Origin of the sequence: Kribbella sp. NPDC050241 (assembly GCF_044459685.1) — a bacterium.
Lineage (GTDB): Bacteria > Actinomycetota > Actinomycetes > Propionibacteriales > Kribbellaceae > Kribbella.
The window spans coordinates 622953-636533 of record NZ_JBITJE010000003.1 but is presented as its reverse complement, the minus strand read 5'-3'; the positions used below and the strand labels follow the sequence as shown (position 1 = coordinate 636533).

General features: G+C 68.6%; 17 protein-coding genes. 10 read left to right on the top strand and 7 right to left on the bottom strand.

The genetic code is table 11. The annotated features are described in order from the left end of the window. Nucleotides 1-9 precede the first annotated feature (9 nt). Both ACIBG5_RS17740 and ACIBG5_RS17735 read left to right on the top strand, forming a co-directional pair. Complete coding sequence (locus ACIBG5_RS17740) at nt 10-732, top strand: ABC transporter ATP-binding protein (RefSeq protein WP_396392574.1); 723 nt, start codon at nt 10-12, stop codon at nt 730-732. After that, on the top strand, nt 729-1466 hold the full coding sequence (locus ACIBG5_RS17735) for an ABC transporter permease (protein ID WP_396392573.1): 738 nt from the start codon (nt 729-731) through the stop codon (nt 1464-1466). Before ACIBG5_RS17740 ends, ACIBG5_RS17735 begins: the two co-directional genes overlap by 4 nt. Nucleotides 1467-1503: 37 nt before the next feature. Here the strand turns inward: ACIBG5_RS17735 and ACIBG5_RS17730 are convergent, their stop codons facing one another. After that, a complete protein-coding gene (locus ACIBG5_RS17730; protein ID WP_396392571.1) occupies nt 1504-2538 on the bottom strand; it encodes a DUF695 domain-containing protein in 1035 nt (344 codons plus the stop codon). Nucleotides 2539-2754: 216 nt separating this feature from the next. Between ACIBG5_RS17730 and ACIBG5_RS17725 the strand changes: the two genes are divergently transcribed. From ACIBG5_RS17725 to ACIBG5_RS17715, 3 genes are all read left to right on the top strand, one after another. Next, entirely contained in the window at nt 2755-3684 is a 930-nt protein-coding gene (locus ACIBG5_RS17725; RefSeq protein ID WP_396392570.1) for a proline dehydrogenase family protein, read from the top strand. 54 nt (nt 3685-3738) lie between these two features. Continuing rightward, nucleotides 3739-4542 (top strand): pyrroline-5-carboxylate reductase, encoded by an 804-nt coding sequence (gene proC, locus ACIBG5_RS17720; protein ID WP_396392569.1) that lies wholly within the window; start codon nt 3739-3741, stop codon nt 4540-4542. Nucleotides 4543-4623: 81 nt separating this feature from the next. Continuing rightward, complete coding sequence (locus tag ACIBG5_RS17715) at nt 4624-5202, top strand: hypothetical protein (protein WP_396392568.1); 579 nt, start codon at nt 4624-4626, stop codon at nt 5200-5202. A 171-nt stretch (nt 5203-5373) separates the two neighbouring features. On the opposite strand, the gene ACIBG5_RS17710 is transcribed toward ACIBG5_RS17715, so the two are convergent. Then, a complete protein-coding gene (locus tag ACIBG5_RS17710) occupies nt 5374-5808 on the bottom strand; it encodes a TIGR03618 family F420-dependent PPOX class oxidoreductase (RefSeq protein ID WP_396392566.1) in 435 nt (144 codons plus the stop codon). A gap of 51 nt (nt 5809-5859) precedes the next feature. Here ACIBG5_RS17710 and ACIBG5_RS17705 point away from each other — a divergent pair, with 51 nt between their 5' ends. Next, complete coding sequence (locus tag ACIBG5_RS17705; RefSeq protein ID WP_396392565.1) at nt 5860-6216, top strand: winged helix-turn-helix transcriptional regulator; 357 nt, start codon at nt 5860-5862, stop codon at nt 6214-6216. 24 nt (nt 6217-6240) lie between these two features. Further along, nucleotides 6241-7143 carry a TIGR03560 family F420-dependent LLM class oxidoreductase gene (locus tag ACIBG5_RS17700; RefSeq protein ID WP_396392563.1) on the top strand — a complete coding sequence of 301 codons (903 nt, stop codon included), beginning with the start codon at nt 6241-6243 and terminating at the stop codon, nt 7141-7143. Nucleotides 7144-7320: 177 nt separating this feature from the next. On the opposite strand, the gene ACIBG5_RS17695 is transcribed toward ACIBG5_RS17700, so the two are convergent. From ACIBG5_RS17695 to ACIBG5_RS17680, 4 genes are all read right to left on the bottom strand, one after another. Then, complete coding sequence (locus ACIBG5_RS17695) at nt 7321-8064, bottom strand: endonuclease/exonuclease/phosphatase family protein (protein ID WP_396392562.1); 744 nt, start codon at nt 8062-8064, stop codon at nt 7321-7323. Next, complete coding sequence (gene trpS / locus ACIBG5_RS17690; RefSeq protein WP_396392561.1) at nt 8061-9029, bottom strand: tryptophan--tRNA ligase; 969 nt, start codon at nt 9027-9029, stop codon at nt 8061-8063. Before trpS ends, ACIBG5_RS17695 begins: the two co-directional genes overlap by 4 nt. 164 nt (nt 9030-9193) lie before the next feature. Next, complete coding sequence (locus ACIBG5_RS17685) at nt 9194-9880, bottom strand: hypothetical protein (protein WP_396392560.1); 687 nt, start codon at nt 9878-9880, stop codon at nt 9194-9196. 275 nt (nt 9881-10155) lie between these two features. Further along, the gene (locus ACIBG5_RS17680; protein WP_396392559.1) at nt 10156-10704 is read right to left on the bottom strand and encodes a TetR family transcriptional regulator; all 549 of its coding nucleotides are present in this window, start codon (nt 10702-10704) and stop codon (nt 10156-10158) included. Nucleotides 10705-10786: 82 nt separating this feature from the next. On the opposite strand from ACIBG5_RS17680, the gene ACIBG5_RS17675 reads away from it, so the two are divergent. The 3 genes from ACIBG5_RS17675 to ACIBG5_RS17665 all read left to right on the top strand — a co-directional run bounded on the left by ACIBG5_RS17675 (nt 10787) and on the right by ACIBG5_RS17665 (nt 12628). Beyond that, the gene (locus tag ACIBG5_RS17675) at nt 10787-11098 is read left to right on the top strand and encodes a hypothetical protein (RefSeq protein ID WP_396392558.1); all 312 of its coding nucleotides are present in this window, start codon (nt 10787-10789) and stop codon (nt 11096-11098) included. 17 nt (nt 11099-11115) lie between these two features. Beyond that, nucleotides 11116-12291: an acetoin utilization protein AcuC gene (locus ACIBG5_RS17670; RefSeq protein ID WP_396392557.1), complete on the top strand. Its 1176-nt coding sequence runs from the start codon at nt 11116-11118 to the stop codon at nt 12289-12291. Nucleotides 12292-12412: 121 nt separating this feature from the next. After that, a complete protein-coding gene (locus ACIBG5_RS17665) occupies nt 12413-12628 on the top strand; it encodes a helix-turn-helix domain-containing protein (protein ID WP_012923942.1) in 216 nt (71 codons plus the stop codon). 75 nt (nt 12629-12703) lie between these two features. On the opposite strand, the gene ACIBG5_RS17660 is transcribed toward ACIBG5_RS17665, so the two are convergent. Continuing rightward, a complete protein-coding gene (locus tag ACIBG5_RS17660) occupies nt 12704-13564 on the bottom strand; it encodes an alpha/beta fold hydrolase (protein WP_396392556.1) in 861 nt (286 codons plus the stop codon). Between the last annotated feature and the right edge of the window lie 17 nt (nt 13565-13581).

Here is a 13581-nt window from a genome sequence, read left to right as displayed (position 1 = left end):
ATTCATCATATGATGAAAAACGCGGTGAGTTGCCGGGACGTCGTGGTGGTGCGCGGCGACCGGGAGGTCCTGCACGGGGTCGGGTTCGACCTCCGGACCGGGACGGTGACCGGGCTGCTCGGTCCCTCCGGCTGCGGCAAGACGACGCTGATCCGCGCGATCGTCGGTCTCCAGGCCAAGGTCACCGGCGACGTCTCCGTCCTCGGGCTGCCCGCCGGTGCGCCCACGCTGCGCGGCCGGATCGGGTATGTCACCCAGGAGCCCAGCGTCTATGGGGATCTGAGCGTGACCGAGAACCTTCGCTTCTTCGCCGCGGTGCTGGGGGTCCCGGCCGACGACGTGGGCCGGGTCATCGACGCGGTCGATCTGCGCTCGCATGCCGACGTACGCGTCGATCGGTTGTCCGGTGGGCAACGGTCGCGGGCGTCGCTTGCCGCCGCACTCCTCGGCGACCCCGAGCTCCTCGTCCTCGACGAACCGACCGTCGGCCTGGATCCCGTTCTCCGACGGGATCTCTGGGACCTCTTCCACCGGCTCGCCGACGCCGGCGCGACCCTGCTCGTCTCGAGTCATGTGATGGACGAGGCTTCGCGTTGTGATCGCCTTCTGTTGATGCGCGACGGTGAATTGCTCGCCGACGACACCCCGCAAGCCCTGCTCGAATCGGTCGGCACCGACGACATCGAGCAGGCGTTCCTCACCCTGATCGAGCAGAAGGCAGGTGCGCGATGACGCCCCGGGTCACTTTCGCCGTCGCCGCCCGGGTGCTCGCCCAGTTGCGCCGCGACCACCGCACGGTGGCGATGCTGATCGTGCTGCCGGCGCTGCTGGTCAGCCTGATGTGGTGGATGTTCATCGACTCACCCACCACCTTCGACCGCGTCGGCGGGCCGCTGCTGGCGGTGTTCCCCGCGATCATCATGTTCATCGTGACCTCGGTGGCGACGCTGCGGGAGCGCTCCAGCGGCACGTTGGCGCGGCTGTTCACGATGCCGATGGCGAAGGTGGACTTCCTGCTCGGCTACGCGTTGGCGTTCGCCCTGATCGCGGTTGTCCAGGCCCTCGTGGTGGTGTCGATCGCGCTTTACGCCCTCGACCTGAGCATCGAGGGTGCCGCCTGGCAGCTCGGGGTCGTCGCGGTTCTCGACGGCGTCCTCGGTACCGCGCTCGGCCTGTTCGCGAGCGCGTTCGCGGCGACCGAGTTCCAGGCGGTCCAGATGATGCCGGCCGTCATGATCCCGCAGATCCTGCTCTGCGGACTCCTCCTCCCACGCGACCAACTGCCGAGCGTGCTGCACGCCGTCAGCGACGTACTGCCCCTGTCGTACGCCGTCGACGCCGTCACCGGAGTTGCCCAAGGCAACGGCTTCGGCGCCGGCGCAGGCACCGACGCCCTGGTGGTCACCGCCTTCATCCTCGCCGCCCTGGCCCTGGGCGCCGCAACCCTGAAACGCCGCACCGCCTGACGGGTACACCCAGTGGTCGTCGTTCCTCAGCCTCCGGTCATCCGGCGAGGTGGGAGACGTTGTGCCAGGCGGGGTCCTCGGTGACCTCGACGGAGACCTGGCCGTGGGGCCAGCCGGTGGTGGCGGCCTGGAGTTGAGCGCCGGCGGGAGTGGTGCCGTCGGCGTAGTAGTGGAGGGTCCGGGTCCCGGCTGAGGTCTCGTGGGCGATCAGATTGCCGGAGCCACCGAGGCGGTCGGTCAGATGGTCTTCGAAGTGGCGCAGTTCATCCAGCATCTCCGACTCCGGCAGCCCGTCGTCGCGCACCACGGGGTAGCGGATCGAGACCGCGACGTGAGTGTCGAGGTGCGGCCTCCGGATGGACCGCAACGGGTACTCCGCCGTGGCGATCAACCGATGCCCGTCACGCGTCCCCTCGAGCATCTTCCACGCCGGACTCCCGTCCTCCAGGGTGTGATCAGCGGCGAACGCGGCAACCGCGGGCAGCAGCGTCTCGATCGGCACAGCGTCCGCCGGCGCCTCGACCAACGTGTCGATCGCCCCGACCCAGGTCTCCACCATCTCCTCGCCCAGCACGAGATCGAGCATCAGGAACGTCACCCGCCGCTGCACATCCACCGGCAGTTCGGGAAACGCCGGATGATGGACGCCGACATGGATCGCCGACGAATCCGGCTCCATCGAAACCACGGCCTCGTCGATCGGGATCGGCGGCAGCCCGTCGAACCTGATCGTGAACGCAGGCCCTGGCCGCCGCAGGTCGGCGTACTCCCAGGTCCGGTCCGACGGCGGCGCGGCCCGCAGCCAGCGTCGCGCGACAGCACGGCGGCTCGGGTTCCCGGCCGCCGTGACGATCAGTACGTGCTCGGCGTGCAACCCAGGACCGAGCTCCCACTCCAGATCCGGATCGATCCGCGCGATCAGATCGGTCAGTACGTCGCTCAGGTCCGCCGGCACCTGGCGTGCGATCGCATCGGCCACCAGCGCCGCACCGGATTCGCTCCACCAGGACCAGAACGCGCCGATCGGGTCGGCCTCCACGGCAGTCCGCTTGCGACGCTTGAAGATGGGCATGGACGCATCCTCTCCCGGTCATGGGTGCGTCCGGCCGTGGTTCCCGGGACGGCGACGTACTGTCACCGACCCGGCGTCAGCAGTGACCGATGACCGAACCAGTGACCCCGGTGGTGTGGTGCCTGCCACACGATTCGCGAGCCTCAGGTTCAGCCGCGTAGCCTGCTGACACCACTGGCAGATGGGGCCGGGTGGGTCGATGAGGAGGAACACGTAGTGCTTCGGCGAGTCCTGCTGGGCATGTCCCGCAGCCCCCAGATCAAGAAGGCGGTTTCGTCGCTCCCGGTGTCCAATGGCATCGTCGCGCGTTTCGTCGCCGGTGAGACCGCGCCGGAGGCCGTGCTGGCCACCGAGAAGCTGGTCAGCAACGGCCTGAACGTCACACTCGACCACCTCGGCGAGGACGTGACCGACCTGGCCGCGGCGACCGCGACCGCGGACGCGTACCTCGACGTACTCCGCAAACTGGCCGAAGCCGGCCTGACCAAGAACGCCGAGGTCTCGGTCAAGCTGTCCGCGGTCGGCCAGGCGCTGCCGGGCGACGGCGAGAAGATCGCGCTCGAGAACGCGCGGACGATCTGCCTCGCGGCCCGCAACGCCGGTACGACGGTCACCCTCGACATGGAGGACCACACCACCACCGACTCCACGCTGGGCATCCTGCGCGAACTGCGCCAGGATTTCCCGGAGACCGGTGCTGTGCTGCAGGCGTACCTGCGCCGGACCGAGGGCGACTGCCGCGACCTCGCCCACGCCGGCTCCAGGGTCCGGTTGTGCAAGGGCGCCTACAAGGAGCCCGAGTCGGTGGCGTACCAGGACAAGCGCGGCGTGGACAAGGCGTACGTCCGGGCGATGAAGATCCTGATGAACGGCGCCGGCTACCCGATGATCGCCTCGCACGACCCGCGGCTGATCGCGATCGCCGGCTCGCTCGCCGACCGCGCCAACCGGCAGCCGGGCAGCTACGAGTACCAGATGCTGTTCGGCATCCGCCCAGAGGAGCAGCTCCGCCTGTCCGGCCTCGGCCACACGATGCGCATCTACATCCCGTACGGCGAGGACTGGTACGGCTACCTGGTCCGCCGCCTGGCCGAGCGTCCCGCCAACCTCCAGTTCTTCGCCCGCTCCCTGATCAGCAAGAAGTAACCGGCTGGTGGGCGCTCGGGTCCCCGGGCGGCCCGGATCAGTAGTGTGTTGGCCATGACTAGTCAGGTGGCCATTCTCGGGGCCGGTGTGATGGGGGAGACGTTGCTGTCCGGGCTGATTCGGGCCGGGCGGCGACCGCAGGAGCTCCTGATCACCGAGCGCCGGGAGGAGCGTGCCGCCGAACTGCGGGAGCGGTACGGCGTCGACGTCGTGACCAACGTGGACGCGGCGGCCAAGGCTGACACCCTGGTACTGGTGGTGAAGCCGCAGGACATGGCGGATCTGCTCGCCGAGATCGCCCCCGCTATCCGGGCGTCGCAGACTGTGGTGTCGCTGGCCGCCGGGATCACCACCGGGTTCATCGAGTCCCGGCTGCCTGAGGGTGTGGCCGTCGTACGCGTCATGCCGAACACGCCGGCGCTGGTCGACGAGGGCATGGCGGCGATCTCTCGTGGTGCGCACTGCGACGAGAGCCATCTGGAGTTGGCGGAGGGCCTTTTGGCCGCGACGGGACGGGTGATCCGGGTGCCGGAGAAGCAGCAGGATGCGGTGACCGCGATCTCCGGGTCCGGACCGGCGTACCTCTTCTTCGTCGTCGAGGCGATGATCGAGGCCGGCGTGCACATGGGTCTGCCGCGTGGGACCGCTACGGAGCTCGTCGTACAGACCGTGGTGGGCTCGGCGAAGCTGCTGCGGGAGACCGGCGAGCACCCGACCGTACTGCGCGAGCGGGTGACGTCTCCGGGTGGTACGACGGCCGCCGCCGTCCGCGAACTGGAGGACCACAAGGTCCGCGCCGCGTTCCTGTCCGCGATCGAGGCCGCGCGCAACCGTTCGCGTGCGTTGGCCGCCGAGTAACACCTCTGCTACCGGTGGCGTTATTGTTGGCGCCGCAGTTTCCTGCCGTGTTCAAGGGATGAGTCGACTATGGTCCCGCCCATGAGTAATCGTTCGGAGCAGGAGAGCCCCGAACAGGTGAGCCCTGCCCCCGTGCGCGCGGTTCAGGTCCCGGACCTGCCGTGGCGGGTACCGCTGGATCCGGCGCCGTGGTGGGCGTGGGCGCTGTTCGTCGCGCCGTTCGTCGTCGTGCCCGCGCTGAACTCCTGGCTGTGGATGGGCGCCCGCGACATGCTCGCCGTCGGGCTGCTCACGATCATCGGGGCGTCGGTGGTGCGCGTCGCCGGCGGCGTCGTCCTCTACCGCGTCGAGCTCACCGCGACCGCGCTGCGCGCCCGCACCAGCATGCTGGTCCGCAGCCTCGCCTGGCAGGACGTCGACACGATCGAGGTCGGCGACGACAACGTCGTACTCACCCGCGGCCAGGACGAGAGCGAGATCAACGGCATCCCCCGCGACCGCACCGCCGAGGTAGGCGCCGTCATGGAAGCCATCCGCCACGAGGCCGCCGGCATCCCCACCCACCACCACCGCCCCCGCCCGGGCATCGGCACCCTCCTCGTCCTCACCTACCTCATCCTCTCCATAGGCGCCTTCCTCCTCCGCTGGCACCTCGTCTAACCGGTCGCCTCCCGCCGCAGATACACCCACTCCTCACCCCTCCGCAGCTCCCGAACAGTTGCCACAGGCACGTGTTCCGCCCTGCGGACAGGATCTGGCGACCGCGGACAAGAAATGCGCTGTCCGTGGTCACCACAACGTGTCGGCGGTCCGCACAACCACCAGACGTTGCTAATGCTTTCCCCAGGGGCCTTCGCCGGTGGTGGATTCGACTGTGATGCGGGCGATCATGCCGGTGTGCCAGATGCCTTCGCCGAAAGGGAATTCGGGGACGTTCAGGTAGCGCTGGGACATCCGGTCCATCAGGGCTTTGTAGTCGGCGGGGATGTCGGGGCCTTCGAGCTTGGCGATGCCGCGGATGACGAGGTACTGCGTGATGCCGCGGGAGCTGACGCGGTCGTCCTGGATGACGAGCGTGACGCGGGGATCGCGGTGCAGGTTGCGGGTCTTGCGGTGGGGTTGCTGGATGCCGAGCAGTACCTCGTCGCCGTCGCGCTCGGCCCAGACGAGGGCGGCCTGTGGTGAGCCGTCGGGGTCGATGGTGATGACTGTGGCGTCCTTGGGCTCGGTGAAGAGCCGGTGTGCGCTTTCGGGAAGACCGTTCATGGACAGAGACGCTAGGCACCGCCGTGGGAACCTCTGGGTACCCTGACGCCCGTGGACGGTTTGGATCCGGGGAACGTGTTTCTCGCCGACTGCCCGGCCCGGCTCGCAGTCGAGGTGATCGCGGACAAGTGGGCCGTGGTGGTCCTGTGGGGTCTGAACGACGGCCCGCGACGCCACACGGAGCTGATCACACTGATCGGTGGCATCTCCAAGAAGGTGCTGACCCAGACGCTGCGCCGGCTGCAGACGAACGGCCTGGTCACCCGCGAGAACTTCGGCGGCGTCCCGCCCCGCGTGGAGTACGAACTGACCGCGCTCGGCCGCACCCTGATGGGCCCGATCCGGATGCTCACGCTGTGGGCGGAGGAGAACGGCGAAGCAGTCCTGGACGCCCAGGAGCGAACCTAGACACTCACGCGAGAAACTAAGGACATGGATTTCTCTTTGTGGCCCGCGGCCAACCGGACCTGGCAGGAAGTGCTCGACGGAGCGGAGTACGCCGAACGGACCGGCTGGCACGGTGTCTGGATCGCCGACCATTTCATGCAGAACGGTGACGACCTGTCCGTACCGGTCAACGAGTGTCTGGCCCTGATCGCCGGCATCGCCGCCCGCACCGAGCGGGTGCGCGTCGGCTCGATGGTGCTCGGCAACACCTACCGCCATCCCGCCGTCGTCGCGAACCAGGCGGCGACCATCGACCAGATGAGTAACGGCCGGTTCGTGCTCGGGATCGGGGCCGGATGGCAGGTAAACGAGCACGAGGTCTACGGGATCGAGCTGCCGCCGGTCCGCGCACGGCTGGCCCGGTTCGAGGAGGCCTGCCAGGTGATCAAGGGCCTGATCAGCCAGGATCGCACCACCTTCGACGGCACCTACTACCAGCTCACCGGTGCCCCGCTGGAGCCGAAGCCGGCCAACCTGCCGATCATGATCGGCGCCGCCGGCGAGAAGGTTGCCCTGGGCATCGTTGCCCGGTACGCCGACGAGTGGAACCACTGGGGCGGCCCGGAACTCGCCGCCCACAAGGGGAAGGTCTTCGCCGAGCACTGCGAGCGCCTCGGCCGGGACCCCCAGTCGGTACGCCGTTCCGCCCAGACGATGCTGGAGGTCGTCCTACCGGGGGACACCGAGGCGGCCGAGCGCAAGGAGCGGCTGGAGAGCCGCGGCGGGCACGTGATCATGGGTTCGGCCCAGGAGGTGCTCGACACCGTCGCGCAGTACCCGGCGGCCGGGATCGACGAGGTCCTCGTCCCGGACTCGATGCTCGGCACCGGCAACCGCCGCTTCGACGCCCTGGAACGCCTCCGCGAAGAGGTCTTCGCCAAGATCTGACCCCGCGCGACCCTCTCGTGGGCTGACCCACGAGCCGGTGGTTTGGCCTATCGCACGCGGTGGGTGAACCCGCCGTCTGGTGGGTCAGCCCATCAGGCAGGGCGGGGCGGGACGGGGCGAGGGCAGGAGTGGAGGGGCGGGACGGGGCGAGGGCAGGAGTGGAGGGGCGGGGGACGGTCAGAGGGACAGCGTGGCCATGAGGGGCCAGTGGTCGCTGGGCAGCCGTCCGCCGGGGCGGTAGTGGGAGACGGCTGCCTCGTCCACGGTCCACGCGGCGCTGACCAGGATGTGGTCGATCCGTTCGTCGTCCTCCGCGCCGGTGAAGTCGTGCCAACTCCCACCGGTCGCGATCGGTACGGCGTTCCGCAGGCCGGCCTCGGTCAGCACCTTCAAGGCCGGCGAGTCCGGCGTCGCGTTCAGGTCGCCCATCACGATCCACGGCAGCGCACCGGTCGTCCACCGGGCGATCAGCCGCGAGGACTGGAGTTGGGCGACCTCGCCGGCGTGGTCGTAGTGCGCGTTCGCCACACCGACCGTCGTACCGTTGCGGTGCCGCAGCCAGACCAGCGTCGCGATCCGGGTCAGCTGCGCGTCCCAGCCGACGGATCCCGGTGTGTTCGGGTCGTCGGACAGCCAGCGAGTCTCGTGCTTGTCGACCCGCCAGTCACCCGGCCGGACCATGACGGTGCAACGTTCGCCCGCGTCCATCCCGTCGTCGCGGCCGACGCCGACGATCTCGTACCGCGGGAAGCGCCAGCGCAGGTACTCGAGCTGGTCGGGCAGCACTTCCTGCAGCCCGACCACGTCCGCGTCGAGGTGTTCGATCGCCGCCACCGTCGCATCCCTCCGGACCGGCCAGGCGTTGTCGCCGTCCGGTGCTGAGGAGTTGCGGATGTTGAAGGTGGCGGCGCGAATCTTCATGGAGCAGATCCTGCCAAACCCATCGCGCGCTCCGCCGCCCGGAGCCGGGGCAGGCTCGCTTCCAGCGCTCGGTCCCGGCCTTGTGCGAGCAGCTCGTCGATCGCGCCGGGGTCGGTCGTCAGCCGGGCGTACTCCTTCTGCAGCGGCTCGAGCACGGCCAGCACCGCGTCCGCGACGTCCCGCTTCAGCTCGCCGTACGACGAGTAGGCCGTCGCCAGCTGCACCGGGTCGCCGTCGGTGCAGGCGGCCAGGATGTCGAGCAGGTTGGTGATCCCGGGTTTCGCGGCCTCGTCGTGGCGAACCTCGTTGTCGGAGTCCGTCACGGCCCGCATGATCTGGCGCCGGATCACGTCCGGCGGATCCAGCAGCCGGATCGTCCCGACCGCGTCGTCGGCCTCGGACTTGCTCATCTTCTTCGTCGGGTCGGCCAGATCCTTGACCCGGGTCGCGTACGCCGCCTTGGCCAGCTGCGGTACGACGAACGTCTCGCCGTACTCGCGGTTGAACCGGATCGCCACGTCACGAGCCAGCTCCACGTGCTGGGACTGGTCGCCGCCCACGGGGACCCGGTCGGCGCCGTACAGCAGGATGTCCGCGGCCATCAGGCACGGATAGGTGAACAGTGAGGCCCGCGTCATCGGCCGGCCCTTGCCCTTCTCCTTGTATTGGATCATCCGGGACAGCTCGCCGACGTACGACGTGCATTCGAGCAGGTACGCGAGCTGTGCGTGGGTGTTGACGTCGGACTGGACGAACACCGTGCCCGGTGCGGTGCCGGCCGCGAGCATCAGCGTCGCGAACTCCCGGGTCAGCGCGGCGAGCCGTCTGGGGTCGTGTCTGGTCGTCATCGCGTGCAGGTTCGCGACGAAGTAGAACCCCTCGGGGTCGGTGAACCGGCGCAGTGCGCCGAGGTGGTTGCCCAGCGTCAGACGGCCGGACGGGGTGATGCCGGAAAGCGTGGTCATGTCGATGCCCTTTCGGTGCGTGGATGCCTCACCGAGGGCATCAAAAAGGCCGCCTCGGCGAGGCGGCCTCTTGGATGCGTGTGAACGCTGGGGACCGCCCTAGACGGCCCACCACAGCTGCAAGTTCGTGTTCACATCATCAGCATAACCGATCGACGGCCCGGTCACTTGGCGGCCGGCAGCGGCGCCACCAGGGACTGGACGGTCAGTTCGTTGCGGGCGTCCTGGCCGAGCGTGATCGAGGTGTGCACGCCGTCGCGCAGGTAGGAGGTGATCCGGCTCGGCTTGGCGGCCAGGTACTCGGCCCAGCGGATGATCCGCAGGTTCGGGTACTTCTTCTGGGCGTCGGACAACTGCAGGTTGACCCAGGCGGAGTTGCGCTGGTCGGCCATCTGCACGGCCGCGGTCTTGGACCACCGGGTGGCGTGCACGTTGACCCAGTACACGTACCGGTTCGAGCCGGCCAGCTTCATCGCCCGGTCGACCTGGGCGGCGAACTTGGGCGGGTCGAAGATGTCGTTGCTGCCGGCCGCCATCAGGATCCGGCGCGGCAGGCCGTACGCCGTCGCCCACTGGACCATCGCGTCGACGGCACCGGACGTCGGCCGCCCGGACCAGTTGTGCACCGCCATCTGGCTTCCGTCGCGGCCGATCAGCCGGGTCGCCAGCGTCTTTCCGTCCTGGACGGCGATGCTGTCGCCGAACATGAAGACCCCGTTGGTCGCGAGCACCCGTTTGATCTGGGTCTCGGTCGAGATCGCCTTGCTCATGGCTTGCCAGGCCCCGAGGTCACCGGAGCCGTACAGGCCGCCGAAGGCGGCTTCAGTCGATGTCGCAGTCGAGACAGCCACCGTCGAAACAGCAACCACGGCCCCCGCCGTAAAGATCTGCCGCCGATTGGGTCTCGCCGAGTTCATGGCGTTCCTCACGGGATGGAACAGTGAGGCCTAGACCGCCTCGAGTGCAACCCTCCGTGACCGAATCGCGGCCTGAATTGCAGGTTCCTGCAATTCTTGTAACACCTTGCAGTGTTTGCGCGATGAAGCCCATGCCTGGCACCAGCACGATCGGGACGGGCGAGCGCGGCCTTGGAGGGGTGCCGCGCCCGCCCGTTTCCGCTGTCGGCTCAGCCGGAACCGTTGGCCAGGTCCTCGATGATCGGCCCGGCCACCGCCATCAGCTCCTCGGGTGACGCGTCCAGTCCGTCCAGCCTGACCAGGTGCCGCCCGATGACGAGCCCGAGCGTCAACGCTCCGATCACCCCCGAGCGCAGTACGGCGTCCTGACCCGGCAACTGCTCGGCGATCTGTCGTTGCTGTCCTGTCATCGCCGCCCGGACCTCCGCGGCCGCTTCCGGATGACTGAACATCGCCCGCATCGCCGCCAGCGCGGCCGCCGGTTCCTCGGCCAGCTTGGCGGTCAGAGCAGCCGTCAGCATCCCGGCGATCTCCTCGGGCGAACCCGTGATCGGCCCGTCCGGGGGAATGGTCGCGGCCTGGGCGAACAGCTTGTCCTTGGACCCGAAGTACCGCATCACCAGGCCGGCGTCGCTCCCGGCCGCCTCGGCGACAGCGCGGATCGTGGTCCGGTCGTACCCGTTCTCGCCGAACAACTGCCGCGCCGCCGCCAGGATCCGCTCTTCCGTCCGCCGTCGCTGCTCCATCCTGGTCGTCACGCCGCTCAGTCTACGCATGTTGACTCAGTCGTCGATCCCGCCTAGATTTCAGTCAACACACGTAGACTGAAAGGGTTTGATCATGACACTGGCGATCGTGCTGAGCTTCCTGGCCGGGCTGATGGGGACCAACGGGATCCCGCACTTCGTCCTCGGCATCACCGCCCGGGAGTACCCGAACCTGACCGGCAACTCGCCGGTCCGCAACGCGGTCGGCGGCGTGGGCGCGTTCGTCATCGCCGGGCTGCTCACCTTCTGGGCGCATGTGGGCGATCATCCGCTGGCGGCAGCAGTCGCAGCCGTCGTGGGTGTGCTGCTGATGTCCGTGTTCCACGCGCGTGGTGGTGCTTACCGGCTGAACGCCAGATTCGGGAAACCAGTGCCCGTGAGGTGACGGCTAAGGTCGGAGGCATGAGCGGTGAGGCGATGCTGGTCTTCGACGAGGGTCTGACGGCGTACGACTTCGGGCGCGGGCATCCGATGAGTCCGATCCGGGTGGAATTGACGATGCACCTGGCGCAGGCGCTCGGCGTACTCGAAGAACTCAAGGTCGTTCCGCCTCCGACGGCTGACGACGCGCTGTTGCAGACCGTGCACACGGCCGACTACATCGCCGCGGTCAAGCGCGCCGGGGAGCACCCGGACGTGCCGGATCTGGAGCACGGACTCGGCACGGACGACACCTACTGCTTTCCGGGGATGCACGACGTCTCCGCACGCATCGTCGGCGCGAGCGTGGAGGCGGCGCGGGCCGTCTGGGAGGGCGAGGTCCGGCACGCCGCGAACATCTCCGGCGGTCTGCACCACGCGATGCCCGACCGCGCCAGCGGCTTCTGCGTCTACAACGATCCGGCCGTCGCCATCCAGTGGCTGCTCGATCACGGTGCCGAGAGGGTCGCGTACGTCGACGTCGACGTGCACCACGGGGACGGCGTACAAGAGGTGTTCTACAACGATCCGCGAGTGCTGACCGTGAGTCTGCACGAGTCGCCGACCACGCTCTTTCCGGGCACCGGCAGCGCCGGGGAGACCGGTGGACCTGACGCAGAAGGTACTGCGGTCAACATCCCGTTGCCGCCGGGGACCGGGGACGCCGGCTGGCTGCGGGCGTTCCACGCGATCGTTCCGGACGTGGTGAAGGCGTTCCGGCCGCAGGTCCTGGTGACCCAGCACGGGTGTGACTCGCATGTCGAGGATCCCCTGGCTCACTTGACGAAGACGGTCGACGGGCAGCGCGCGGCGTACCTGGCGTTGCACGACCTGGCGCACGAGCTCACGGACGGGAAGTGGATCGCCACCGGTGGTGGTGGGTACGCGATCATCGACGTCGTACCGCGGGCCTGGACTCACCTGCTGGCGATCGTCGCGGGGAACCCGATCGACCCGCAGACCCCGGTGCCCGAAACGTGGCGCGAAGAGGTCCGGATCCGGTTCCAGCGGGTCGCGCCGATGCGGATGACCGACGGCCAGGACGCGTCGTACACGGACTGGTCGACCGGTTACAACCCGGACACCTGGCTGGACCGATCGATCAAGGCGACCCGCGACGTCAGCTTCCCGCTGCTGGGCCTCGACCCCACCTACTAGGTCGTCACACGAGTCCCCCTCTTTCCCATTCGTACCAACAGCCACTACGCTCGTTGCATGCACGGACGGAGGTGCCGGAGGGGAAGCCGGCGCACGATCCGTGCTGGAAGTGCGGTGCGCAATGGCATCAAAGAAGTCCGGTGGTGAGCAGCCGCTCGCCGAGGTGAAGTTCCTGACCGTGGCGGAGGTCGCCACGGCCATGCGCGTGTCCAAGATGACGGTGTACCGCCTGGTGCACTCCGGTGAGCTGCCCGCGGTGCGGGTGGGTCGTTCGTTCCGGGTGTCCGAGGATGCCGTGCACGACTACCTCAAGGGCGCCTTCTTCCAGGCCGGATAACCACGAGAAGAGCAAGCGGTCGGATCCCTCGGGACCGGCCGCTTCGCTATGTCCGGGACACGTCGACTGCCTGTCTCAGCGCTTGAGCAAGTCCCTGATCGCGGAGGTGATCTCTGCGGGGGATTCCTCAGCCATGAAGTGACCTGCCGTCGTGGTCTGGTGGTGAAGGCCGGGAGCCCAGGCCCGCCAGAGCGCCGCGGCGTCGAAGCCGAGTGCGGCTCCCCAGTCCTGCTGGATCACCGTGACCGGCATGCGCAGCTTGTTGCCCTGGGCAAGATCTTCCTGGTCGTGCGCGACGTCGACCGCTGCCGAGGCGCGGTAGTCCGCGACGATCGACGGCACCGCGGCCCGGCATGCGTCCAGATAGGTGGCCCGGACATCGGGCGGGATCGCGGTGGGATCGTTCGCCCACAGGTCGAGGAAATGGCCGAAGAACGCGTCCGGGCGGGCTGCGATCAGCTCCTCGGGTAGTCCGGGTGGCTGCGCCATCAGGTAGAGGTGGAAGCCGACGGCGGCGCTCGTTCCGCGCATCACGTCCCACATGTCGAGGGTGGGCAGCACGTCCAGGCACATCAGCTGGGTGATCGTGTCCGGGTGGTCGAGGCCGGCGCGGAACGCGACCAGAGCGCCGCGATCGTGCCCGGCCAGGGCGAACTGAGTGTGTCCCAGGTTCCGCGCCACGGCCACGATGTCCGCGGCCATCACTCGTTTCGCGTAGCCGTCGGCCGGCTTGTCGCTCTCGCCGTAGCCGCGGAGATCGGGACAGATGACGGTGTGGTCGGCGGCCAGGTCGGTGGCGACGTGCCGCCACATCAGATGGGTCTGGGGGAACCCGTGCAGGAGGACGATCGGCGTGCCGGAACCGCCGACGGCGACGTTGAGTTTCACGTCACCGGTGCCGGAGATGCGGTGGTAGTCGAAGCCGTTGATCTTCATGCCGGCCAGGATCGCGC